The 22,312-nt window shown below is 63.0% G+C and carries 20 protein-coding genes; 9 read left to right on the top strand and 11 right to left on the bottom strand.

Features of this window, described 5'->3' with window-relative positions:
- Positions 1-133: 133 nt before the first annotated feature.
- The 5 genes from IVB24_RS21985 to IVB24_RS21965 are packed head-to-tail and all read right to left on the bottom strand — an operon-like array spanning position 134 to position 5,958.
- Positions 134-1,012 carry a hypothetical protein gene (locus IVB24_RS21985; RefSeq protein ID WP_247768676.1) on the bottom strand — a complete coding sequence of 293 codons (879 nt, stop codon included), beginning with the start codon at positions 1,010-1,012 and terminating at the stop codon, positions 134-136.
- Positions 1,009-1,917 (bottom strand): hypothetical protein, encoded by a 909-nt coding sequence (locus IVB24_RS21980; RefSeq protein ID WP_247768675.1) that lies wholly within the window; start codon positions 1,915-1,917, stop codon positions 1,009-1,011. The genes IVB24_RS21985 and IVB24_RS21980 overlap by 4 nt, the downstream gene beginning before the upstream one ends.
- On the bottom strand, positions 1,914-2,906 hold the full coding sequence (locus tag IVB24_RS21975; RefSeq protein WP_247768673.1) for a TniB family NTP-binding protein: 993 nt from the start codon (positions 2,904-2,906) through the stop codon (positions 1,914-1,916). The genes IVB24_RS21980 and IVB24_RS21975 overlap by 4 nt, the downstream gene beginning before the upstream one ends.
- On the bottom strand, positions 2,903-5,116 hold the full coding sequence (locus IVB24_RS21970; protein ID WP_247768672.1) for a Mu transposase C-terminal domain-containing protein: 2,214 nt from the start codon (positions 5,114-5,116) through the stop codon (positions 2,903-2,905). Before IVB24_RS21970 ends, IVB24_RS21975 begins: the two co-directional genes overlap by 4 nt.
- Positions 5,113-5,958, bottom strand: coding sequence for a hypothetical protein (locus IVB24_RS21965; RefSeq protein ID WP_247768670.1), 846 nt, complete (start codon positions 5,956-5,958; stop codon positions 5,113-5,115). The genes IVB24_RS21970 and IVB24_RS21965 overlap by 4 nt, the downstream gene beginning before the upstream one ends.
- A gap of 472 nt (positions 5,959-6,430) precedes the next feature.
- Between IVB24_RS21965 and IVB24_RS21960 the strand changes: the two genes are divergently transcribed.
- Complete coding sequence (locus IVB24_RS21960) at positions 6,431-6,940, top strand: tyrosine-type recombinase/integrase (protein ID WP_247768668.1); 510 nt, start codon at positions 6,431-6,433, stop codon at positions 6,938-6,940.
- Here the strand turns inward: IVB24_RS21960 and IVB24_RS21955 are convergent.
- The 4 genes from IVB24_RS21955 to IVB24_RS21940 all read right to left on the bottom strand — a co-directional run bounded on the left by IVB24_RS21955 (position 6,937) and on the right by IVB24_RS21940 (position 11,696).
- On the bottom strand, positions 6,937-7,782 hold the full coding sequence (locus IVB24_RS21955; protein ID WP_247768666.1) for a tyrosine-type recombinase/integrase: 846 nt from the start codon (positions 7,780-7,782) through the stop codon (positions 6,937-6,939). The genes IVB24_RS21960 and IVB24_RS21955 overlap by 4 nt on opposite strands.
- Before the next feature lie 151 nt (positions 7,783-7,933).
- A complete protein-coding gene (locus tag IVB24_RS21950; RefSeq protein ID WP_247768664.1) occupies positions 7,934-9,862 on the bottom strand; it encodes an AAA family ATPase in 1,929 nt (642 codons plus the stop codon).
- Positions 9,859-10,347, bottom strand: coding sequence for a hypothetical protein (locus IVB24_RS21945; protein WP_247768662.1), 489 nt, complete (start codon positions 10,345-10,347; stop codon positions 9,859-9,861). The genes IVB24_RS21950 and IVB24_RS21945 overlap by 4 nt, the downstream gene beginning before the upstream one ends.
- 683 nt (positions 10,348-11,030) lie before the next feature.
- Positions 11,031-11,696 carry a hypothetical protein gene (locus IVB24_RS21940; protein WP_247768660.1) on the bottom strand — a complete coding sequence of 222 codons (666 nt, stop codon included), beginning with the start codon at positions 11,694-11,696 and terminating at the stop codon, positions 11,031-11,033.
- Between the two features lie 320 nt (positions 11,697-12,016).
- Between IVB24_RS21940 and IVB24_RS21935 the strand changes: the two genes are divergently transcribed.
- Entirely contained in the window at positions 12,017-12,178 is a 162-nt protein-coding gene (locus IVB24_RS21935; protein WP_247768658.1) for a hypothetical protein, read from the top strand.
- Between the two features lie 213 nt (positions 12,179-12,391).
- Here IVB24_RS21935 and IVB24_RS21930 read toward each other — a convergent pair whose 3' ends face one another.
- Positions 12,392-14,806, bottom strand: a complete 2,415-nt coding sequence (locus IVB24_RS21930; protein ID WP_247768657.1) for a heavy metal translocating P-type ATPase — start codon at positions 14,804-14,806, stop codon at positions 12,392-12,394.
- Between the two features lie 50 nt (positions 14,807-14,856).
- Between IVB24_RS21930 and IVB24_RS21925 the strand changes: the two genes are divergently transcribed.
- The 7 genes from IVB24_RS21925 to IVB24_RS21895 all read left to right on the top strand — a co-directional run bounded on the left by IVB24_RS21925 (position 14,857) and on the right by IVB24_RS21895 (position 21,867).
- Positions 14,857-15,132 (top strand): metal-sensitive transcriptional regulator, encoded by a 276-nt coding sequence (locus IVB24_RS21925; RefSeq protein WP_247768655.1) that lies wholly within the window; start codon positions 14,857-14,859, stop codon positions 15,130-15,132.
- 101 nt (positions 15,133-15,233) lie between these two features.
- On the top strand, positions 15,234-15,602 hold the full coding sequence (locus IVB24_RS21920) for a hypothetical protein (RefSeq protein WP_247774149.1): 369 nt from the start codon (positions 15,234-15,236) through the stop codon (positions 15,600-15,602).
- A 93-nt stretch (positions 15,603-15,695) separates the two neighbouring features.
- Positions 15,696-16,088, top strand: a complete 393-nt coding sequence (locus IVB24_RS21915; protein ID WP_247768653.1) for a FixH family protein — start codon at positions 15,696-15,698, stop codon at positions 16,086-16,088.
- Between the two features lie 80 nt (positions 16,089-16,168).
- Complete coding sequence (locus tag IVB24_RS21910) at positions 16,169-17,605, top strand: efflux RND transporter periplasmic adaptor subunit (RefSeq protein WP_247768652.1); 1,437 nt, start codon at positions 16,169-16,171, stop codon at positions 17,603-17,605.
- Positions 17,602-20,793: an efflux RND transporter permease subunit gene (locus tag IVB24_RS21905; protein WP_247768650.1), complete on the top strand. Its 3,192-nt coding sequence runs from the start codon at positions 17,602-17,604 to the stop codon at positions 20,791-20,793. The genes IVB24_RS21910 and IVB24_RS21905 overlap by 4 nt, the downstream gene beginning before the upstream one ends.
- A 113-nt stretch (positions 20,794-20,906) precedes the next feature.
- Positions 20,907-21,371 (top strand): cupredoxin family protein, encoded by a 465-nt coding sequence (locus IVB24_RS21900; protein WP_247768649.1) that lies wholly within the window; start codon positions 20,907-20,909, stop codon positions 21,369-21,371.
- 13 nt (positions 21,372-21,384) lie between these two features.
- Positions 21,385-21,867 carry a DUF411 domain-containing protein gene (locus IVB24_RS21895; RefSeq protein ID WP_247768647.1) on the top strand — a complete coding sequence of 161 codons (483 nt, stop codon included), beginning with the start codon at positions 21,385-21,387 and terminating at the stop codon, positions 21,865-21,867.
- Positions 21,868-21,957: 90 nt separating this feature from the next.
- Here the strand turns inward: IVB24_RS21895 and IVB24_RS21890 are convergent, their stop codons facing one another.
- Positions 21,958-22,227: a hypothetical protein gene (locus tag IVB24_RS21890; RefSeq protein WP_247768645.1), complete on the bottom strand. Its 270-nt coding sequence runs from the start codon at positions 22,225-22,227 to the stop codon at positions 21,958-21,960.
- Positions 22,228-22,312 lie beyond the last annotated feature (85 nt).

Raw genomic sequence — 22,312 nt, 5'->3', positions numbered from 1 at the left:
GACGGTCCATCAGAACTTGCTTTTCGTCAGGACTGTCCATCGGAAATCGCGCGCCGTTTGGCGCGAGCGCACGAAAGCCCGCCGGCTACATAACCAGCGGTGGTCAGGCTAGGAAAACAGTCGCGGACGGTTTTTAGACCGACTCGAGCGGATGGCGCGCGATCGCGCGTTCCATGTCGGTCAAAGACGGAACGTCGCTCATCTTTGGGATCCGACGGTAACCGGATGGGTTCCGCGCAACGTCCCATCCAAGCCCGTTTTCGAGAACGCCCTTGGCGGCGGATCGATGAATTTTTGCGGGCGTTAGGCCGGGTATGTCAGCGCGTTCGATTGCCCTTCTGAACCATTTTGATACAAGCTTCGTGTTCAGAAGAGCTCCGTGGGGTTGCACGAACAACGGCGCGCCTGGCACAGGCGGCAGTATGCGAGTGGAATGAGCAGCGTTCCCGATCGCCTCAAGGGCGGCATTCGAAGGCCAAATTACGCGTTCGCGTAGCGTGCCGCACCCTACCTTCAGGATTCCGCAGCCCAAGTCGCGCATTTTCAGGTCCTCAAGCTCCGAAAGAAGCACCCCGCTCGCGACGAGATACATCGAGGCCAAAACGACGCGTTGCTGGTGCGCCCAGTAATAGTCGGACGCGTTGCCGCACCGTACGACAGTCTCCTGTGCCTCTATGAGCCGTTGTACGTCCGCCGGAGAGACATCGAAGTCGGTCGCGTGGACGACAACGGTCGGGCGCCGGATGTCGGTCGCTGGATTGAATTCAAGCATCCTCCACATAATCAACGTGGTGTAGATCAACCGCATCGTACTCAAACGCCGTGCGAAGGTAGCCGCGGAGTGATAGCGCGCCGATAGGAACCCGCCGAGTTGCGCGGTAGTGGCGTCCAGGAAGCCATCGATCCCTGCGAAATTTGCGATCAGCAAGCCGAGCAGAATGTTCGCCTCGCGGGCTTCGCCGGCGCTGATCGTTCGAGCGATGTGATCCACGATGCGTTGGCGAATCGTCATGTTCGGCTCACCAGTAAGGAGGTCAGGAATTCCGCGACTGGGCGAGGGGACTCTTTCAGCACAGCCATCGTGGCCGCAGCGGCAACCGTGACGGCCGTGCTCGAGCCCGATCCGGCTGCCTTTATGTTCTGATTCAGCATCTCGCTTATCGAACCGTCCGCTTCGATGACGGACGGTCCGACGGCGTCGTCGGTCGAATGCGCGGACGGAAAAAGACGTTGCACACGCTGCAGCGCGCGCAGCAGGTCGATCAAGTCGCCCTCAGGCCAGTTCCTGAGGGGCGATGCCAATTTCGTTCTCCGGTCCCAGCGCACCGCCGCGTTCGGATGAAAGAGATCACAGAGGAAAAGATCGAACTGGGTCATGGGCACGTGCGGCGCCGCAGCCCGCCACAGTGGCCTGCCACACCGACCGCACGTCCCCGGATCCGAGCAAGTCTCCCAGGTAAGAGCTCTCCCGCAATGATCGCACGCCGAAATAAGAGGGGCGTTGGTCGCCGGATCGAACCTGAGATCCCGCAAACACCAGGTGATACGGTGATACGGTGGCGTCGACGCCGCCACGTCGAGCGAAAGAGCGAGCGGACTGACGCGGCGGACGCTCTGATCGAGATGGTTCTCGGACAGGGTGAAGTCCAAGACGGCAAGCTCGCGCGACGAGCCATCGGTCGGCAGGACGAACGCGCGTGAAAGTGCGACTGGATCGAGCCCACTCGCGTCGCTCAAGAACTCCAGCCTGTCGTGACGGTGCACCGCGTGGGCAAGGCTGCGCGGGTCGCCGAAGGCGGATTTCAGGAACCCCTCCGGCCTGACCGTCAGGAAATTGGCGAGCCTGAGCGAGAACGAGCTCGCGCTTTCCCCGTTCATCAGAGGAAAACTATCGGTCCATCGGGTCTCGATCATCATTCGACTCCCGTCAGCGTGGCGGCGTCGACCCGCGGGCCGCGCTCGATGTCCTCGGCGAGGACCTGCGCGGTATAGTCTTTTCGGAACGGGTTCTTTTTGTCGTCGGGCATCAACTCGGCGTAGGCGTCGTAATAGTCCTGAAGCTCGATGACGGCGTTCGAGCTGCGGTTCCTCAGCCGGTTGCGGGCGGCCTCGATTGTCAGTTGCCCGAAACGAGGCAGCTTTCCCCAGCACGCGAGATAAAGCCGTGCCGGCATCGTTCCGGAAGTCAGGCTACCGGGGGCAAACGGCATCGCTCGCTCGTAACTTCCGAGCACGGCGACCCATTCGTCTCCGTACGCGAAAGGCGCGAGGCGCCAGAAGAAGAACCTTTCAGAAAGCCCCGAGGTCTTCCTGATCCGATCCTCCAGTGTCTTCGGCCCCACGAGGACGACCAGCGTCTGTCCGGCATCCATGATGCCGCTGAGGAACGGGACCGCCTCCGGCGCTATCGCGTGCCGGCCGCACAGAAACATCGCGCGATCGAACGCCAGGATTCTGACGCCTTTCGCTTGGCAGATCCTGTTGACCTGGAAAGCCGGGCCGGCGCCACCCAGGAGACGTGCCCCTTGATATCTCCAACCCGTTGCCAATTCGATGGCCTCGGTCAGTCCGCCCGGGTCCGGCCGCGCGATAGGCGGAACAACCACGATGCTGTGGCGATCAATCGTCTCGGTCGGCGTCGGAGGATTGCTATCGGCAAGATGTGCGATCAACGAATGCTTTCCGATATGGGCCGGTCCGGTAATGAGAATGCCGGCGTTTCCGCTGGAGGCAGGACTGTCGCCACGAAGCCGAGCATTTAGCCGTGTCAAACATTTCGCCGCGTCCGGCGCAAAGACCCTGAGCGACCGCAATTCCTTAAGACGGTCCGACGCGGACATCTCCATCCATTTCGCCGACGATGTGACCGGGTTCCGGCCGACGACTGCAGGCACACTCTTGCTCATAGATCTTCGCCTCCGTCGCCGCGAGCCAGCGGATCTTCCGTATAGTCCTCGGTTTCCCAGTACGCGGGCGCCTTATCGAGCGAGGGGTTCATGATCTGCATCGGCCGCTTCGTCCCCTTGTTCTCCGCGAGCTTGAACGTTCTCTCCATGCCGGGCGGGATGCGACCTTCGCGCATGTCGACCGCGGCGGCCCGCGTCGAGAGGAGTGCAAAGTCGAGATGGCCGACGGGGAGGGATCGCTTCCAAAGGCGCTCGTTGCGCGGCTTGCCGCGCTGTAATTCGAAGGACTTGCCTGCGAGATCGAACAAACGGCGCAGGCCCTCTGCCTTGTTCGCCATATACTTGCGCTTGAAATCCACCGAGCGCCGCGTGCCGCCCTCGTCCAGCGAGGCCTCGTGCTTAAGGATTCGGGCGCGAACAAACATATGCTCGGTCCACGGAAGTCCGACCATGTAGAACGGCCAGGCACCGTAGGCTTGGATCCAGACCTTGTCGTCCAGATCGAAGGCCCAGATCTCCGAGACGTCGGCCGGCGGAATGAAAAGCTCGACCCGGTGCCCCTCCCTGTCCTTGAACGCGTCGCAGACCCATTCGAGATACCGGTAGCGCACGCCGTGTTCGCGAACGGTCACGACCGCGCGGATCGAGAATATGCGCTGGACGTCGACGGCGCTCTTCTCGTGGATGGGGCGGAACGGAAGCGGGTTACCCTTCCGCCGTTCGTCCTCGATTTTGGCGACGTGGCGCCGCATAGCCTCGTTGGGCGAGATGTAGCCGAGCCGTTTTTGCGGGGTGTCGTTGTGTTCGGCGACGAAGCGCGCCGACTCCAGGCGAATGTCCTCGATGCTCAACGGAACTGCGGCGCGCTTGCGCGGACGCTTGCCGCGACCGAGGTCCTCGGCCCTTGGCAGCGCGCCCGGAAACTTCCGCCAGTGCTTCTTGAACTTTCTATTCCAACGTTCGACGCTTTCCTTATGGCTGCCTTTGTAGGCTCCCGCGTAGCCGTTCTCGATGTCGAGATCCATCATGGCAGCGGCCTGGTCTCTACCGTGATTGTCGATCTGGTTGTCCAGAAACAGCATCTCCGGAATGATCGTCGGGTCGTACTGGCCGCTCAGTCCCATTCGCTCGAAGTATTCGCCCTTCGGGCACATCGCCGTCCGGAGGACCTCCATGCTGCGCGCAGTGGAAGGAGCGTCCACGCCGAGACCCAGCGGGAAAACGTACTGGGTCGCGACGTCTACGATGGCGGTCTGCCAGAGCCCGCCCATGCTGATGTCGTGCGCGGTCCCGTATTGATCGATGATGCTCGTGCCGACCTCGATCGGGATGAGGGCATGGTCGCCCTGCCATTCCTGAAAGGCATATTCGACGCGCGGCTTGCGCCCCTTCGGCGCGTGCTTGTCGTCTGCCTCGTCGATCCCTCCACGGATCCGCTCCACCTCCCAGCCGCTCAGCTTCTTGATGTAGTTGTGAATAGTCTGCCGGCACGGTTCGAAAACCAGCGGCGCACCGCTTTCGTCCGTCGCCGGGACTTCGCCGTCCTGCTGCGCCCGCTCGATCTCCTTCAGGATGATGCCGAGCACTTCCGGCACCTCGATTTCCTTATAGGGAACGTGAAACTGCTCGATCACTTCCTCGATGATGTGGCGTACCGGCGCGAGCGTGCTCTCGTGCGTTCCGTGGGCGTTGCCATGCGCCAGGGCCTCGATGCGGCGGCCGCCTGCGATCCAGTCGTCGTAGGCGCGAACGACGCTCCATTTCGACAAGCGCTCCTTAGGTTCATGGGGCACCGGGGGCGGTTCGACGCCTTCAAGCCACTTCTCGACGCTGACCGGGCTTCTGCCAACCTTCCCTGGATGATCTTCATGAAACCGCTTCGCGAAATGCTCGCGAATAAGCATGATCCGCTTCTGTTCGGGGGTGTAGTTGTTCTCGAAAGGAACCTGGATGTTGCGGAGGACCGAGGGCTTGGTGGGCCTCTTCGTGTCCGGCAAAACCACCAGGCGCCCGGCTTTCCAGAATTCGTGCAGTTCGTCGGGGTGGAAGGGCTGGTGCCTTTTCAGAGTTCGGCTGTAAAACTCCTGGAGCCCGTCTTCGCTCAGCCCAACGAATTGCCAAAGGACGTCGTCCAGCTTCATGAACTGGCCGCGTGATATGAGGACAGTGCCCGTGTTTGTCCGAACGGTGATCGTGAAAGGCGCGTTCATCGGTCGCTCCAGAACGGAGGCGAGGGAAGTGAGACGCGCGACGCGCGGTCGATGGGACGATCGAAGTCAATCTCCAGAACGCCATTGCCCATCGCCGCGCAAATCCACTCTTCCGGGCAATCGCCGCGACCGGCGAATTCGCGCGCGCAGTCGCCGACCGTAAGATCGTCGCCCCTCAACAAGCGCTCCATCGCGAGACGCTCGGCGACTCCGAACGGCAGCTTCTTCGTTGCGGACAGGATCTTGCGGATGTTGCCCGTGCGGATCGGATGTGCAGACCAGGCCTGATCGAACACCTCGTAAATGTGTCCCGCTTGCCTGAACGCGTCCTGAATTCGCAGTTGCTGGTTTTGGACCCTGTCCGTCAAACCGCGAACGAGCTTCTTTCCGCCTTCCGGCAGGAATTCGAAGATCAGCGCTGTCTTTCCCTCGCAGATTGCAAAGGTGCCGTCAGAGCCTTCGAGGTACGAATCCGGGACGGCCCAGCAGGCACCGTTCCTGTCGTTGATCTCGACTATGAACCTCTGATCCAGATGACGCAGAATGGAAGGATGAACTTCGTAGTATAGATTGCGCCAGCGCTCTCCGACGAAGGACTCGTTCATGATGACCGGCCGGCGCGGATCCTTGCGCGTGTGGAATTTTCCTGTCTTGTGACCTCTCTTGCCGTCGACGGGCTTGCGCACGCGGTCGAAGTCGCGGCGCCGATGCAGCTTCAGTTCGGCGCTGAGGGGAATGGTGAGGAACGCTTCAAGGCCGACGGCAGCCTCGATCATCGAGCGCGGCACCACGCTGCCGATATCGGGCGGAAAGCGATCGAAATCGTTTATCGCGTTGTACATGCGCCGGCTGCTCGACTTGAAGGCGGCCGAAGTCGACGCCGGAAAAATTCGCTTGACGGAGATTCCGCCGGTGTGCGATTCTTTCCGTGCTCTCGACGAGCCGTTCAATTTCCGATGGATGTCCGAGGACTTCCCGCGGTTTTGGATTGTCGATGTGGATCGGACGACGCGAGATTGCTCCTGCTGGCTAGGCTAAGAAGGTCTCGCGTCGTCTTCCCATCGTCTGGGATGCTAGGTCATTCTAGGTTCTCCTAACGACAACTTTACCGAGTCGAGCGCTGACTCAGCAAGCACTTGTTTTGTAAGCACTTTTCCGACCCAAAATGGCCTTGCCAATCGGCCTGTTGTCAACCGATTTGGCGCACGACCCAAGCGGGTGATCTCAGAACTAGCAATCGCAGCGGGCCGAATCGGGTGGCCGGGCGCGTGATCGCCTGTCGATCTTTTCGGGCACGTCGGGTAGCGAGATGGGATGCAGCAGCTCATTCCCTCCGCCGCACAATGCATCGCGATCGTGTCGTTCGATGACCGTGCCGACGCGTATTTATACAACGCGGCCTTCGCGCTTCTGTACGGTTGCGGCATGTTCAATTCGGAAGTGCTCGACCTCAAGAGGGGCGATGTCGCGGTTTCGCAACGAACGCTGCTCACTGTGCTCGGCGCCAGGGCGCGGACGCTGCCGGTCCCGAAGGGCGCAAGCGAGCGACTGTCGATCTTGATGCAACAGGACGCGGAGAGCGGCGACGACGAGTTCGTCTTCCGCAGGGGGCACCGGCAACTCGACGGACCTTCCGTCGCGGCGGAGTTGAAACGTAGATCGGCGATTCTCGGCATTCGCCGGCCGCTCGTCACCACCGATCTGAGGCGAGCGTTCGCCTCCCACATGGCGGCGGGACAAGTACCCGCAGAGGTGATCGCGGCGATGATGGGGTATGACAGTGTCAACTCGCTGGACAGAATGCTCATGAGGCCGGCCGCCTAACCTTCGCCGTCGAAGTATCGTCCAACGGTCGTTGCGAGCACGCCGAGAGCGTTCGCCACCACGGCAGGCGCGTTTCCCTGAGCCACCAGCCGCGCGGCGTTCGCATGACGCAGGCCCATTAGCGTCGCTCTGGGCGATACCCCGAGACGCATGCGGCGGCGACGAAAGGAGACTTGCGCGCTGCGGACATCTAGCCGCTTCCGCTTCGAGGTAACGAACAGCGGGTCCGCCTTCGCCAGGTCGAAGGGAAGCGCGCGAATATACTCCTGCAGGAGACTTTGCGCCCGCTCCGAGATGCCGGCGATCCGCGGCTCAAGGTGAGTGTTCACGACGCGGATCAAGCAATTTTTCAGGTCCACGTTTTCCAAGTCGAGGCCGACGGTCTCGGCCGAGGTCAAGCCGGCGTCCGACTGCACGGCGAACAGAGCGCTGTCGCGAACATGCCGCCAGCCTTCCGGATCGTCCCCAAGCAACCGCCCGATCTCGTCCGCGCCCACCGACTGCCGTCGGCGTTTTGGCGCGGTGGGAAAGTCGGCGGACAATAGGCTGCTCAAATCCATTCCGCGCTCGCGCACTAGATAGACGGCAAAGCCGCGCAACGCCGAAAAGCGACGAACTATCGTAGCCTCTCCGACGCCGGCGCTACGCCAGGCCACTGCGATGAGATCTACGGCTGTCTGCCCGACCGACGGCAGTTGCTCCGCCTCGGACGCACCCGATGCTTCGGCCACGTCGCGAAGGTCGCGCGCGTAGCAATCCAACGTTCCTTCCGTTTTGCCGACGTTTCGCAAGGACTCGAGCCAATCGGCACCAGCAGGCGGGAAGGGTATCTGTCGATTCATTGGCCTCATGTGGTTTCTCCGGGAAACATTGGGCGGCACCCGTGCAGCTTGCCGATGACGCGGCGTCGGCCGAGTCGCCGCCAAGAAGCGTACGTTTTGAGCGGTTCATCGCCCCGGGATTTTCGCGCGAGACTCGCTTGTTGCCTCTCGGTCATGATTGAAATTTTCCCGACCAGTTGTGATCATCGAACAGCATCCGAACTGCCTCGCCGGTAAGGTGGCGCTTCTCGGCGAGCGTCTCTGCAATCGCCACGATCGCACGCCGATTGCGCTTGACGAGTCGTTCGGCCTCCTTCTCCAGACGGACCAGGTCAGCCTCGACGCGCCGGCGCAGCGACTTGTCGCGCGAAACGGCCTTCAGCAGGTGATGGTGATCCGATGTGAAAGTGAGTTCGTCTCCCAAGCCCGTAGATGCGTGAAGCGATGCGATCATCCGCGTCGCGATCGCAAGATCGCTCTGTTCATCGAGACCACTGCCAACCGATACTTCTCCCACCAGCAAACGCTCAGCCGCCCGACCGCACAAGGTTGCCACGACACGGGCCTCGAAGTCGCGTCTTGTCGGAAGATCACAGTCATCCTGGACCGAGGTCGTCTGTCCCGCAGCACCATCCCGCGTCCGGACGACGATGCCGCGCAGGATGGCGCAACGCAGGACCAGGATGCCTACCGCGTGCCCGGCCTCGTGCACGCAGATTCTGCGCAAGCGCGCCGGTGGAATGGCCTCGTCGGGCAGGGCGACCGCACGAACGTCATCCGCGCGGAGCGACCCGTCCTCGCGCCGGGCGATCCGTCTTGCATCGCGCGTCAACATCATAAGTTCGGCGCCGGTCGATCCCTCTAGCAGCCGTCCGAGCTCGGAACGCTCGCCGCTTTCGATCTCCGGCAGATAGTGGGAGAGAATGTTGATCGTGCCGACAAGATCAGGACGCCGGACCTCGATGGCCTTTTCGTAGCGGCCCGGGCGCAAGAGCGCCGAGTCGATGCGATCGAGATAATTTGTGCAGGCGATAAAGATTGTCTCCTCGCCACGACCGCTGCCGCCGCGCGAAAAAGCAGCGTCTAACCTGAGCATGAAGTTGGTCAAAACGGGTAACCACCAGTCACGGCCTCTACTTGAGATTGTGGCGCGGTCCGGTAGCGCGTCAAGTTCATCCAGTAGAAAAACACAACTTTGGATAGATACCATTTCGAACATAGCATTGGTCGCCTGTACGACCCCGCCGAGCGCTCCATCCGACCGAGCGAAAAGATCTGCGACCGAATAAGCGAGGAGGGGGCGATTCATATGATTCGCCACCAGTTTTGCCAGGGTCGTCTTGCCGGTTCCGGTCTCGCCGAACAGCACCACTGAACGGCTCAATTGGCTGAAAGGAACACGGTCTTTCAGATCGGTAGCGAGGTCTAAAAAAAATCGGCGAGCCGCGCCGTACTCGATGGCTGTCTGGAGTGACGGCAATCGATCGTCGCCTTCGGAGCCGATCCTCCGCTTCGTGGCTCGCTCGAGACGGGAGAGGATTTGGCGCGACGTCGATCGAGGACGAAAGGCGGCGGCCAGATCGTGGATGTCCAATCCGGAACCGATCAGTGCCGGAGCCTGAATGGCGATGGCGCGGCCGAAGTGCGTTTCGAGGACCTGCCGCAGCGTATTGCCTATCGGCGCAGACAACGTCATCGTATAATCCGCGCTCGCGCGCAGCGTGGAGGGAAGAACGTCGGTCGATGTGGCGATGCCGACTACCGAGCGTCCGTCCGCGAGCACTCCGGACACGTTGGAGTTCCCCACCGTGCTCTTGTGTTCAGACCGATTTGCGCCGTCTCTGGCTACCACGTTCCAGCGATCACCGAAGGTGCGCTTCCAGAAGCGCTCGCAAGGGGCGATCCATGCGGCGGTGGGAACGATCACGATGACCGCCAACCCCGCTTTGCCGGAAAGCGAGCGGCGCAGCGCCGGCTTCATGGCTTGCTCGAAGGCCACCTGGACGATCGTATCGGTTGGAGACCGCTTGTCGCGGGCAGGCATTTCGAGATTCTCCGGAATTTCAACTTCGTCGATAGGGCGCAAGTCCCGAAAGCTCACTCGCGCAATCTCGCCGCGGTGCGCGGCCCGAGCGGCGCCGATATGAGGTCCAGTTCGATGAGGTCGTCACAAGCCAATGCCATCACAGCAGTCACCGGATCGCGGTGGCTCCGCAGGCGGCTCAGGAGCTCGGCGAGAGGCAGCACACCATCGTCGGTGAGCGCGCCGAGGATCTGCAAGCGCAGCTCGGCGTCGACAGGACGTCCGGCGTACTCGAAAACCGTCCTGGCATTGGTACAGCGAGGCTCGCGCAGGACGTCGGATTCCGTCCGAACCAATGCACGAAAACCCAGGTCGACAAGAGCCTGCGCAACCATAAGATGCTGAGCTATTGAACGTCGCTGCCTAGCTTCGACAATGTCCAAATGATATCGTCCGTCGTTGCGTTCGATGACGATAACATCGACATCCCATGTAGAAGGCACGGTAGGAACGGTCGGCAGATACTCGATCGATCGGATCGCCGGGTCGAGCGCAGCTTGCACCAGGGCGTCCCTCATGAGGGGATGCCGCAGCGGGACGACTGATCCTCCGCATTTCACCGATACGAACTGGCCCACCCGGCACAGTCGTTCGCTTCTCCTGATACCCATCTTTTGCCCTTTCTTTGCACTCTGCCGTCGGCTCATGCACGATCATCCATGAGGCGCTTTCGTCTTTGGATCTACCGAGGTCGGAAGATCGAGGAAGGCATCTGTGTCCCAGTCGTATCGGGATCGGACGAGAACTGGGCGCTCCCTCACGACGCCCCGCCGAAGGTAGACATCGCGACCCGCTGCGATCGGAACGGGCGTGCCGCGCTGGTGGAGCTTGCAGAGTGGTGCGAGTACGAAGTCGGTAGCGAACAATCGCCCTTCGGCACCGCAATCGACGCACGCGCTCGCGGAGCGAGCCTCGGCGAGACCGATCGCTTCCTCGATTTTGAGAGCCGTTAGTTGCGGAATCTCGGACCTGCTACTCCAATGGGTGCGCAACACGCCGCTCTCGCAGACCATGTAGGTGAAGTAGACAGAGCCATCGTTCGCTGCAGCGGCCACTCGTTCGACGAGGCGTGTTACGACGTGCTGCCAACCTGCGGCGCAGCGCGGATATCCCGGCGCAAACGCCACCCCACGGAAAGACCGCACGAAAAGAGTTGGATGCCTTCGAATAAGTTTCTCTTGCCAGGTCATTTCCGGGCTCCCAATTTCAATCTTGTCGATTTCGCCGTCTTGCGGTTCAGCGATGAGCTTTCGACCAAGAGATCGGAGCGACGGGCCACCCAGGCGTCGCGATCGGGAAAGGTCGCGAGGTCGGTGCAAAGAACACGTTTGCAGATCAGATTGCAGACGATCGGGGTAATGTTCCGTTCTCCAACGGCGTGACCCAATTCCCGAACGCTGAGACGGTCTCTCTCAAGGGCCCGTTCAATCCTCGCGCGCAGGCGACGGTCGATGTCAATCGCGCGATGCTCCCAAATGCGCTCGCAGTGATAGGCGAGCGGCTGGGCGCAGATCGAAGCGGTGTCTACCGCACGGAGCGAGATGTTGTGCTGGTCGAGCGCAATCAGGAGCATCCCCTCAGTATCGATATCCCGATGAGTGCGCTCGTCCACGATGTCGTATGCAATTAAGCCGTCGTCGTGCTCAGCCACCAGCATGCCGACGTCGATTTGCTCGCCAGCGACGGGCAGGGTGGCGACAAATCTGAGCGAGCGGACCGCCGGATCCAACGTCAACTGGACCGCAAGCCTCTGACAGTTCGATTCATTTCCGCAACCGAGCAGCGCTCGGCCGCTGGCCGAAAGTAGATCGATCGATAGATAGCGACGCGAACCCGCTTTTGCCTGCGACACGGATTGTCTCCGACTTCACCGGAAGAGGTCGATCGCCAGGCCTCATCCCGGTCCTGATCCAAAGGAGAGCAGGGAGTCTCCGTTGAGTCAAGATAGTCAGCTATCTAAGAGCTAAATTGATTTTTGGGTTTTCGGCCGCGCAGTCCTTCTAGGATGTGGATATCTTGGGGTTTTCCGAAAATCAGCACTTCCGCGAATATCGGCGCGATGCTAGAAAGGCCCTAGATGGTCAGCTATCTGACTGATGGGGGCATGTTGTGCGCGAGCCGAAGAAGAAGGCGTCCAAGGCGCGGGCGAGAACGGACAAGAGAAGCCAACTCTTGATCTACATGCTCCCGAGCGTGATCCGCCAACTCAAGCTCGCGGCTCTCGCGAAGGGGCAGCCGGCATACGAACTCGCGGAAGAGGCGATCAAGGAATGGCTGAAGAGCCATCAGGACGAAATTCGTCAGGGGACGGCGAAGATCTCACGGGGCGAGTAGCTGGATCCAAGGGCGCTTGCCGATCAGGCGGAAGCGGTGAGGGCGGTTCAGAATACTTCCGGGGCCATAAACGATGCGAATGTCGAGATCCTTAGTCGCATGGACGGCGTCTCGCTTCGGGAGCATGGAGTTCCCCCTGAATCCGTCAGGCAGGGAACGCCACTTGCCGGCTCCTAGATGCAAGGCGGCAGAGGCCTGTCGGGAATCGCCAGATCAGACCTTCGTTGTCCGCAGTCGCAGCGCGTTGCCCACCACACTGACCGAAGACAGCGCCATCGCCGCTGCCGCGACGATCGGCGACAACAGAAGGCCGAACGTCGGGTAGAGCACGCCGGCCGCGATCGGAATCCCGGCCGCGTTGTAGGCGAAGGCGAAGAACAGGTTCTGCCGGATGTTGCTCATGGTCGCCCGCGACAGCCGCCGGGCGCGGACGATGCCGGTGAGGTCGCCCTTGAGCAGGGTGATGCCGGCGCTTTCCATGGCGACGTCCGTCCCGGTGCCCATCGCGATGCCGACCTCGGCGGCGGCCAGCGCGGGCGCGTCGTTCACGCCGTCGCCGGCCATCGCCACGATCCGGCCCGCCTTCTGCAGCTTGGCGACCACGGCGCTCTTCTGATCCGGCAGAACCTCGGCCTCCACGTCGGCGATCCCCAGCCGGCGAGCCACGGCCTGGGCGGTGGTCCGGTTGTCGCCGGTCAGCATGATGACCTTCACGCCCTCGGCCGCGAGGTCCCGCAGCGCCTCGGGCGTGGAGCCCTTGACGGGGTCGGCGATCGCCATGATGCCGGCGAGCTTTCCGTCGACCGCCATGTTGATGACGGTCGCGCCTTCACCGCGCTGGCGCTCCGCCTCGGATTCCATCGAGGAGACGTCCACCCCTTGCGAGTGCATGAAGGCTGCGTTGCCGAGCAGCACTTTCTTGCCGTCGACCGTTCCGAGCGCGCCCTTGCCGACGGGCGAATCGAAGTCTTGGACGTCGGCCGTCTGGATGCCCCGATCCTTGGCCTCTTTCACGATGGCATCGGCGAGAGGATGTTCGCTGGCGCGTTCGACGCTGGCGGCCAGCCGCAGCACCTCGGCCTCGGAGTAGTCCTGTGCGGCCTTCACGGCGACGACCTTCGGCTTGCCCTCGGTGAGGGTGCCCGTCTTGTCCACGACCAGGGTATCGATCCGCTCCATGCGCTCGAGTGCCTCGGCGTTTTTAATGAGCACGCCCATGTGGGCGCCGCGCCCGACGCCGACCATGATCGACATCGGCGTCGCGAGCCCGAGCGCGCAGGGGCACGCGATGATCAACACACTGACCGCGGCTACCAAGCCGAAGGCAAAGCGCGGTTCGGGACCATAGACCGCCCAGGCGACGAATGCCGCGATCGCCACCGCGATGACTGCCGGCACGAACCAGCCAGCGACCTGATCGGCGAGGCGCTGGATCGGCGCGCGGGAGCGCTGCGCCTCAGCCACCATCTGCACGATCTGGGACAGCATGGTGTCGCTGCCGACCTTTTCGGCCCGCATGACGAAGCCGCCGGAACGGTTCAGCGTACCGGCGATCACCTTGCCGCCGACCTCCTTGCTGACGGGCATGGATTCGCCGGTGACCATGGACTCGTCGAGAGACGACCGCCCTTCGGTGATTTCGCCGTCGACGGGTACCTTCTCGCCGGGGCGGACACGCAGCCGGTCGCCGACCTCCAGCACCGAGATCTGAACTTCTTCGTCGGAGCCGTCGGCGCGGATTCGTCGAGCCGTTTTCGGCGCGAGGTCGAGGAGCGCTTTGATCGCGCCCGAAGTGGCCTCGCGTGCCCGCAGTTCGAGTACCTGGCCGAGGAGGACGAGCACCGTGATCACGGCCGCGGCCTCGAAATAGACCGCGACGGCTCCTTCATGCGCCCTGAAGGTGGAGGGGAAGGCGCCCGGCACGACGGTCGCCACCACGCTGTAGACCCAGGCGACGCCGGTACCCATGGCGATCAGCGTGAACATGTTGAGATTGCGGGTCAGAACCGACTGCCAGCCGCGGACGAAGAACGGCCAGCCCGCCCAGATCACAACCGGTGTGGCAAGGACCAATTGGATCCAGTTGGACAGCGTCTGGTCGATCCACCCATGGGCGCCGACGAGGTGCCCGCCCATTTCGAGGACCACGACAGGAACGGAAAGCGCGAGGCCCGCCCAGAAACGGCGGGTCATGTCGATCAGCTCGGGGTTCGGGCCGGCGTCGGCGGTGGCGAGTTCGGGTTCGAGTGCCATGCCGCAGATGGGGCAATTGCCCGGTCCGACCTGGCGGATCTGGGGATGCATCGGACAGGTGTAGATCGTGCCTTCCGGCACGCCGGCGGGCGGCACCTGCTGCACCTTCCCATCGACGTACTTCGCGGGATCACCTTCGAATTTCGTCCGGCAGCGCTCCGAGCAGAAGAAGAAGGTCTTCCCGCCACGGTCGATCTTGTGGCGAGCGGTAGCCGGATCGACCTTCATCCCGCAAACGGGGTCTACGACCGTACCGACGGCGTGATCGTGGTGATGGTGGACATGGTCGCTCGGGGCCGCATCAGCAGAGGAATGCGAGTGTGCACAACAACTTCCAGGGTTCGCTCCGGAACTAGCGGCGTCGTGCTTAACCATTGTTGGCTCCATGCCTTGCGGAAAGTACCCTAGGGGGGTATATACGGAGCATGAGGAACGACATCAAGGCTTCCTGTCAGAAACGCCTGAACCGGATCGAAGGCCAAGTTCGCGGGCTCGCGAAGATGGTCGACGAGGACCGGTACTGCATCGATATCGTCACCCAGATCTCGGCCGTCCGTTCCGCGCTTCGCCGAGTGGAAGAAGAGATTCTCAAGGATCACGTGGCCCATTGCGTGGAACACGCGATCAACAGCGGTGACAAGGCCGACCAGCGCCGCAAGATCGCGGAACTGATGGACGTCGTCGGTCGGGTGGACAGGTAACCCGGCGGCGGTCACGGATGCTTGACCCGGATCAAGGACTGCGTCCGAAGCCGGAATATGCTACTCAAGCCGCGCTGCGGCCCGAAAGGTAAATGATCTCGATGCGGCTCGTCCGTACCATCCTGGCATTCGCGATTGCCGTCTCGCTGGCGATGCTGCCGCTTGGCGCGTCGGCCGCCGGGCAGGCGATGTCGTCGGACGACATGAAGGTCGGCATGCAGATGGCGGACCACGCCGACATGTCGATGGACGAATGCTGTCCGGACGGCATGGACGGAAAGACCTCTCACACGGACGGCTACAAGTGTAGGATGGGTGTCTGCTGCATCGGCGGAGCTCTCGCGCTTGGTGACGTTAGACCCAGCGCATTCGGCTTTTTCGCAGTATCGGCGAGCAAGATCGCCATCCCCTCGGATCAGGTTGTCGATTTTCGCGACGCCAGTCCTCCCTTCCGACCTCCTCGAATCTGATCTCGCAGAACCCGCCGCGCGCAGCACGCTTGCTCGCGACGAACACTGACGTGTGCGCCCACGGCGCCGAGATCAATCCATGAGGACAGGACAATGCTTTTCAAGTTCAGGACCGCGGCTCTCGCCGCCACCCTTTCGCTCGTCGCTTCCGCCGCCTTGGCGGGCGCCGGCGACTTCGCCTTCGAGCCCGTCAATCCGGAGATCAAGAAGGGCGACGACGTCACGGTCGCCGTTCGCTTGACGAACAAGCAGACCGGCAAGCCGGTACCGGATGCGGTCATCTTCAAGACCCGCGTCGACATGGCGCCCGACGGGATGGCCGAGATGGAGTCGCCCGTTTCTCCGCTGCCGTCGAAGGAGCCGGGCGTCTATGCCTTCAAGACGGACCTGCCGATGGCCGGCCGCTATCAGATGACGCTGTCGGCGAAGGTGCAGGGCGAGCCGGAGACGGTCACCGGCAAGGTCGTGGTCAAAGCGACCAAGTGAGCGTTCGAGCGCCGCCCGGCGGCGCCCGATGTCCCCTTTCTCGATCACACGGACGCGCCTGATCGCGCGCGGAACACGCCATGAAGACGCTGCGTCTACTGACGACGACCCTAGCGCTGGGCGGCGGCCTGGCTCTGGTTAGCTATTGGCACTGGAGCAGCGAGCGCTGGCCCGCCCACGCCGACGTGACCACGTCGGCGGCCGCCGCCGAGCGAAATCCGCTCTACTACCGGGATCCTGGTGGGGCGCCGGCCTGGTCGGCGGCGCCGAAGAAGGATGCGCAAGGCCGCGATTATGTGCCGGTCTACGACGAAGACGGGCCCTCGACCGAGCCGCCGAAGGTGAAGCCGCAGCAGGCGAACGCCTCCCGAAAGATCCTGTACTACCGGAATCCGATGGGACTGCCGGACACCTCCCCGGTGCCAAAGAAGGATCCGATGGGGATGGACTACGTCCCCGCGTACGAAGGCGACGAGACCGACGACGGCACGGTGAAGCTTTCTCCGGGCAAGATCCAGCGCACCGGCGTCAAGTCCGAGCCCGCCGAGCGGCGCAGCATCAGCGTGGCCGTGAAGGCGCCCGGCACGATCCAGCTCGACGAGCGTCGCATCTCGGTGATCGCGATGCGGGCCGAAAGCTTCGTGCAGAAGATCGCCGACGTCACCACGGGCACCCGGGTGAAGGCGGGCCAGCCGTTGATGGAGGTCTACAGTTCCGCGATCGCTTCCGCCGCGGCGGAATATCTCGCCACCCTCAATTCGAAGGTGGTGGGCGGCGTGGAGGTCTACGGCCGCGGCTCGCGTCAGCGCCTGACGAACCTCGACGTTCCTGAGCCGGTCATCACCGCGATGGAGAAGTCGAAGGTCGCTCCGGTCACGGTGCAGTGGACGGCACCGCGCGACGGCATCGTGCTCGAGCGCAACGCGATCGAAGGCATGCGGGCCAACCCCGGCGACGTGCTGTTTCGGATCGCGGACACCTCGGTGGTGTGGGCGCTGGTCGACGTCGCCGAGCGTGACCTCGGGAGCATCGCCGTCGGCCAGCCCGTCGCGATCCGCACCCGCAGCTTTCCCGGCCGGACGTTTTCCGGAAACGTCGCCGTCATCTACCCCCAGGTCAATCGCGAAACGCGGACCGCGCGCGTCCGGATCGAACTCGCCAACCCGGACTTCGCGTTGTTGCCGGACATGTACGTCGATGCGCAGATCGATACTGCCGACCCGACACCGGTGCTGGCGGTGCCGGAAAGTTCGCTTCTCGACACCGGCAGCCGTCAGGCGGTCCTCGTGGACAAGGGAGAGGGCCGCTTCGAACCACGTGAAGTGAAGGTCGGACGCCGAGGCGGCGGCTACATCGAGGTGCGGGACGGTCTTGCCGCGGGCGAGGCCGTGGTCACCTCCGCCAATTTCCTGATCGATGCGGAGAGCAATCTCAAGGCGGCGCTGAAGGGATTCGGCGACGCCAGCGCATCTCAGTCCGAAAATCCGGCGCACAGCGGCATGGGAGAACACAAATGATCTCGCGCATCATCGCCTGGTCGGCGCGCAACCTGCTGCTGGTGCTGTTCGGAACCGGCTTCGCGGCCGCCGCCGGCCTCTATGCGCTGGTCCACCTTCCGCTCGATGCCATTCCGGACCTCTCCGACACGCAGGTGATCGTCTACACCGAATACCCAGGCCAGGCGCCGCAGGTAATCGAGGATCAGGTTACGTATCCCCTGACGACGGCCATGCTGACGGTGCCGAAATCGAAGGTGGTGCGCGGCTTCTCGTTCTTCGGGGTGTCGTTCGTCTACGTGATCTTCGAGGATGGGACGGACATCTACTGGGCGCGTTCGCGCGTGATGGAATTCCTGAACAGCGCGGCCTCACGGCTTCCGGCCGGAGTGACCCCCACGATCGGGCCCGACGCGACAGGTGTCGGCTGGGTCTACCAGTACGCCGTCATCTCGAAGGAACTGAACCTCGCGGACACCCGCACGATACAGGACTGGAATCTGAAGTTCGCGCTGGCGAAGGCCGGGGGCGTCGCCGAGGTCGCCAGCATCGGCGGCTTCGTCAAGCAGTACAACGTGGTCCTCGACCCGCAGCGGATGCGCGACCGCGGCATCAGCATGCAGAAGGTCCGTGAGGCTATTCGCGCGTCGAACGCGGACGTCGGCGGTCGGACCGTGGAGCTGTCCGAGTTCGAGTACGTCATCCGCGGCAAGGGCTACATCAAGAGCATCAACGATCTCGGCAACATCGTGCTGAAGACGAGCAACGGCACGCCGGTGCTGCTGCGCGATGTGGCCACCGTCGAACTTGGTCCGGACGAGCGACGCGGCATTGCGGAACTGAACGGCGAGGGCGAGGTCGCCAGCGGCATCGTGCTGCAGCGCTTCGGGGTCAACGCGCTCGACGTGATCGAGAACGTCAAGAAGCGGTTCAAAGAGATCGCGAGCAGCCTGCCTAAATCCGTCGAGATCGTCCCGGTCTACGACCGCTCCAACCTGATCTACGCCGCCATCGAGACCCTCAAGCACACGCTTCTCGAAGAGAGCATCGTCGTGGCTCTCGTCTGCGTTGTCTTCCTGCTGCACGTCCGCAGCGCGCTCGTCGCCATCCTGATGCTGCCGGTCGGCGTCCTGATGGCGTTCGGCGCCATGAAGCTACTCGGACTGGGTTCGAACATCATGAGCCTCGGCGGGATCGCGATCGCGATCGGGGCCATGGTGGACGCGGCCATCGTCATGATCGAGAACGCCCACAAACACCTCGAGCGGGCCAAGCCCGGCGAGTCCCGCGTCCAGATCCTGATCGATGCGGCGTCCGAAGTCGGCCCTGCGCTGTTCTTCAGCCTGCTGATCATCACCGTGTCGTTCATGCCGATCTTCACCCTGGAATCCCAGGAAGGGCGGCTGTTCAGCCCGCTCGCCTTCACCAAGACGTTCTCGATGGCCGCAGCGGCGCTGTTGTCGGTGACGCTGGTGCCGGCGTTGATGGTGATCTTCGTCCGCGGCAGGATCGTTCCGGAAAGCAGGAATTTCATCAACCGCTTCCTGATCTGGATCTACCGGCCCGTCATCAGGGGCGTGCTGCGGGCAAAGACGCTGGTGATCCTCGCGTCCATAGCCGTCCTGGCCGTCTCGATCTGGCCGGCCCGTCAGCTCGGCACCGAGTTCATGCCGTCGCTGAACGAGGGCACGCTGCTCTACATGCCGACGACGCTGCCGGGCATCTCGGTCACCAAGGCGGCCGAGCTGATGCAGACGCAGGACCGGATCATCAAGTCCTTCCCGGAGGTCGCCTCGGTCTACGGCAAGGCGGGACGGGCGGCGACCGCGACCGATCCGGCTCCGACCGAGATGTTCGAGACCGTGGTCAACCTGAAGCCGAAGGAGCAGTGGCGGCCAGGCGTGACGGTCGACGGCCTGATCGCCGAGATGGACAAGGCGCTGCAGTTTCCCGGTGTCTCGAACGCCTGGACCATGCCGATCAAGGCGCGCATCGACATGCTGTCGACGGGCATCCGCACGCCGATCGGCGTGAAGGTGATGGGCACGGACCTCGTCGAGATCGACAGGCTCGCCAAGCAGATCGAGCGCGTCATCAAGGCGGTGCCCGGGACTTCCTCCGCCTATGCCGAACGGGGCATCGGCGGCTACTATCTCGAGATCGTCCCCGACCGCGAGGCGCTGGCCCGCTACGGGATCCTGATACAGGACGTCCAGGACACCATCGCCGCCGCGCTCGGTGGCCAGACGGTCACGACGACGGTCGAAGGTCGGCAGCGATTCACCGTGAACATGCGCTATCCGCGCGACCTCCGAGACAATCCCAAAGCCATTGCCAGCGACATCCTGGTGCCGATGCCGGCTGGCGGGGCCGTACCTTTGGGAGAAGTGGCGAAGGTCGAGCCTGCCCGCGGACCTACGTCGATCCGGACGGAGAACGGGCAGCTCGCGACCTACATCTACGTCGACATCCGCGATCGGGACATCGGCAGCTACGTGGCCGACGCGCAGCGCGCGGTCAACGACAGCGTCCAGTTTCCGGCCGGCTACTACGTGGTCTGGAGCGGGCAGTACGAATACCTGCAGCGGGCTGCAGCGCGCCTGAAGATCGTGGTTCCGGTGACGCTGACCATCATCTTCCTGCTCCTGTACCTGAATTTCAGGGCCATGACCGAGACCCTGATCGTGATGCTGTCGCTGCCGTTCGCGCTGGTCGGCGGCATCTGGATGATGTGGTGGCTAGGCTTCAATCTTTCGGTTGCCGTGGCCGTCGGATTCATCGCGTTGGCGGGCGTCGCCGCCGAAACGGGTGTCATCATGCTCATCTACCTCGATCACGCCCTGGCCGAGGTGAGGGCGATGCGAGCTGCAGAGGGCCGTGCTCTCACCCGACAGGATCTCCATGCCGCGATCATGGAGGGCGCCGTCGAGCGAGTCCGCCCCAAGATGATGACCGTGGTCGCCATCATGGCGGGCCTCCTGCCGATCATGTGGAGCACCGGGACCGGCTCCGAAATCATGCAGCGCATCGCCGTGCCGATGATCGGCGGCATGATCTCGTCGACGCTCCTGACGCTGATCGTCATTCCGGCGATCTTCGGCCTGGTGAAGGGCAGGAGCCTTCCGCCCGGGCGCGGAGGTGACGTCGCTCTCGAGGAACATCCTGACGAAACCGTGAGACGGCCGCACGTTCCGCAAGCGGCCGAGTAATCTAAATTTGGCCCATTCACAGACTTGGGCAAATACGCCGTGCTGCACCGGCACTCTGGACCAGCGCGGCCGGTGCAGCAGCATCATCGCCACAACGACTAGGAGACAAGTGCTTGAATAGGACCTCTCGCATCGGAATGCTGGCCTTCGCTGCGTCTCTGGCGACCGCCACGGCCGCACGGGCCCACGAACAGGGCAATCACGCATCTTACTCGGCCGGAGAACCCGGAGATCCGTCGCAGCCGGCGCGCACCATCGAGATCGCGATGAGCGAGATGGACTACGAACCGAGCCACATCGAGGTGAAGCGGGGCGAGCAGATCCGGTTCGTGCTGCGCAACGTCGGAACCGAGGATCACGAATTCCTGCTGGCGACCACGAAGGAGAACCTGAAGCACGCGGCCGTCATGAAGAAGCATCCGCACATGGAGCACGACGAGCCGAACGGCGTCCGCGTCGCGCCGAAGAAGACGGCGGAGGTGCTATGGAAGTTCACGAAGCCAGGGACGTTCGAATTTTCGTGCCTGATACCGAACCATCGGGAGCACGGCATGACCGGGCATGTGGCGGTCAAGTAAACGGGAGCTCGAGATGAAGCATGAAGCCTATCCGCCCACCCGCCGATCGGTCCTAGGGCTTGTCGCTGCCGCGATGATGGCGGCGCCTGCTGCTTCTGCATTTGCCGATGAGGTCACCATTACCGTGCACAAGGATCCGACCTGCGGTTGCTGCTCGGGTTGGGTGCAGCACCTACGCGACGCCGGATTTGCCGTACAGGTGGACGAGACCTCCGATCTGGAATCGATCCGGACCCGTCTGGGCGTTCCTGCGGAACTGGCGGCATGTCACACCGCGGAGGTCGCCGGCTACGTCGTCGAGGGGCACGTGCCTGCGGCGGCTATACGTCGCCTGCTCGCCGAACGTCCGAATGCCAAAGGCGTTGCCGTCCCCGGCATGCCGACCGGATCGCCCGGCATGGAAGGCGGACGGCCCGCGCCGTATTCGGTGATGCTGTTCGGGGCCGACGGACAGAGGCCATTCATGCGGTTCGTTGGACACCGAGCGGTCGGCTGACGTCACGGCTGGCGTGCCGATGACGACCAACTGAAGGTGCGGCGCTCCGTCCGCGACGGCTCACGCCTACGCGAACGGGGCGGAGCGTCGTTACTTCTTGTCACCCATGTGGTGGGGCGACGAAGTGGCAGGGCCGCCCGTGTAGTGATGGCCTCCGGACGCGCCGTCCTTGGCGGAGCCGACCGTCTCCTTGGAGGAGCCGACCGTGCCCATGTCCTTCTTGCCCATGTGATGAGGGACCTCGGTCTTCGGGCCGCCGCTATAGTGGTGACCGTTCTTTTCCGTGTCGGTGCTCTGCGCCATTGCGGGCACAGCAAGCGCGGCGGCGGCTACGATGGCAATCAGCGTTCTGGTGATCATGTCCGTTCTCCCGGTGAATGCATCGTACATCGAAGCAGAGAACCGCGGAGGGAGTATTGATACAGCGCAATGAGTGATCGCAGCC

This window comes from Bradyrhizobium sp. 192, assembly GCF_023100965.1.
Taxonomy (GTDB): Bacteria; Pseudomonadota; Alphaproteobacteria; order Rhizobiales; family Xanthobacteraceae; genus Bradyrhizobium; species Bradyrhizobium symbiodeficiens.
This window is presented reverse-complemented; position numbering and strand designations above follow the sequence as displayed.

Excerpts from the sequence above, each read along its gene's own strand:
- IVB24_RS21985 (WP_247768676.1), bottom strand. The coding sequence starts at position 1,012 with ATGACGATTCGCCAACGCATCGTGGATCACATCGCTCGAACGATCAGC.
- IVB24_RS21980 (WP_247768675.1), bottom strand. The coding sequence starts at position 1,917 with ATGATGATCGAGACCCGATGGACCGATAGTTTTCCTCTGATGAACGGG.
- IVB24_RS21975 (WP_247768673.1), bottom strand. The coding sequence starts at position 2,906 with ATGAGCAAGAGTGTGCCTGCAGTCGTCGGCCGGAACCCGGTCACATCG.
- IVB24_RS21970 (WP_247768672.1), bottom strand. The coding sequence starts at position 5,116 with ATGAACGCGCCTTTCACGATCACCGTTCGGACAAACACGGGCACTGTC.
- IVB24_RS21965 (WP_247768670.1), bottom strand. The coding sequence starts at position 5,958 with ATGTACAACGCGATAAACGATTTCGATCGCTTTCCGCCCGATATCGGC.
- IVB24_RS21960 (WP_247768668.1), top strand. The coding sequence starts at position 6,431 with ATGCAGCAGCTCATTCCCTCCGCCGCACAATGCATCGCGATCGTGTCG.
- IVB24_RS21955 (WP_247768666.1), bottom strand. The coding sequence starts at position 7,782 with ATGAATCGACAGATACCCTTCCCGCCTGCTGGTGCCGATTGGCTCGAG.
- IVB24_RS21930 (WP_247768657.1), bottom strand. The coding sequence starts at position 14,806 with ATGGTTAAGCACGACGCCGCTAGTTCCGGAGCGAACCCTGGAAGTTGT.
- IVB24_RS21925 (WP_247768655.1), top strand. The coding sequence starts at position 14,857 with ATGAGGAACGACATCAAGGCTTCCTGTCAGAAACGCCTGAACCGGATC.
- IVB24_RS21920 (WP_247774149.1), top strand. The coding sequence starts at position 15,234 with ATGCGGCTCGTCCGTACCATCCTGGCATTCGCGATTGCCGTCTCGCTG.
- IVB24_RS21915 (WP_247768653.1), top strand. The coding sequence starts at position 15,696 with ATGCTTTTCAAGTTCAGGACCGCGGCTCTCGCCGCCACCCTTTCGCTC.
- IVB24_RS21910 (WP_247768652.1), top strand. The coding sequence starts at position 16,169 with ATGAAGACGCTGCGTCTACTGACGACGACCCTAGCGCTGGGCGGCGGC.
- IVB24_RS21905 (WP_247768650.1), top strand. The coding sequence starts at position 17,602 with ATGATCTCGCGCATCATCGCCTGGTCGGCGCGCAACCTGCTGCTGGTG.
- IVB24_RS21895 (WP_247768647.1), top strand. The coding sequence starts at position 21,385 with ATGAAGCATGAAGCCTATCCGCCCACCCGCCGATCGGTCCTAGGGCTT.
- IVB24_RS21890 (WP_247768645.1), bottom strand. The coding sequence starts at position 22,227 with ATGATCACCAGAACGCTGATTGCCATCGTAGCCGCCGCCGCGCTTGCT.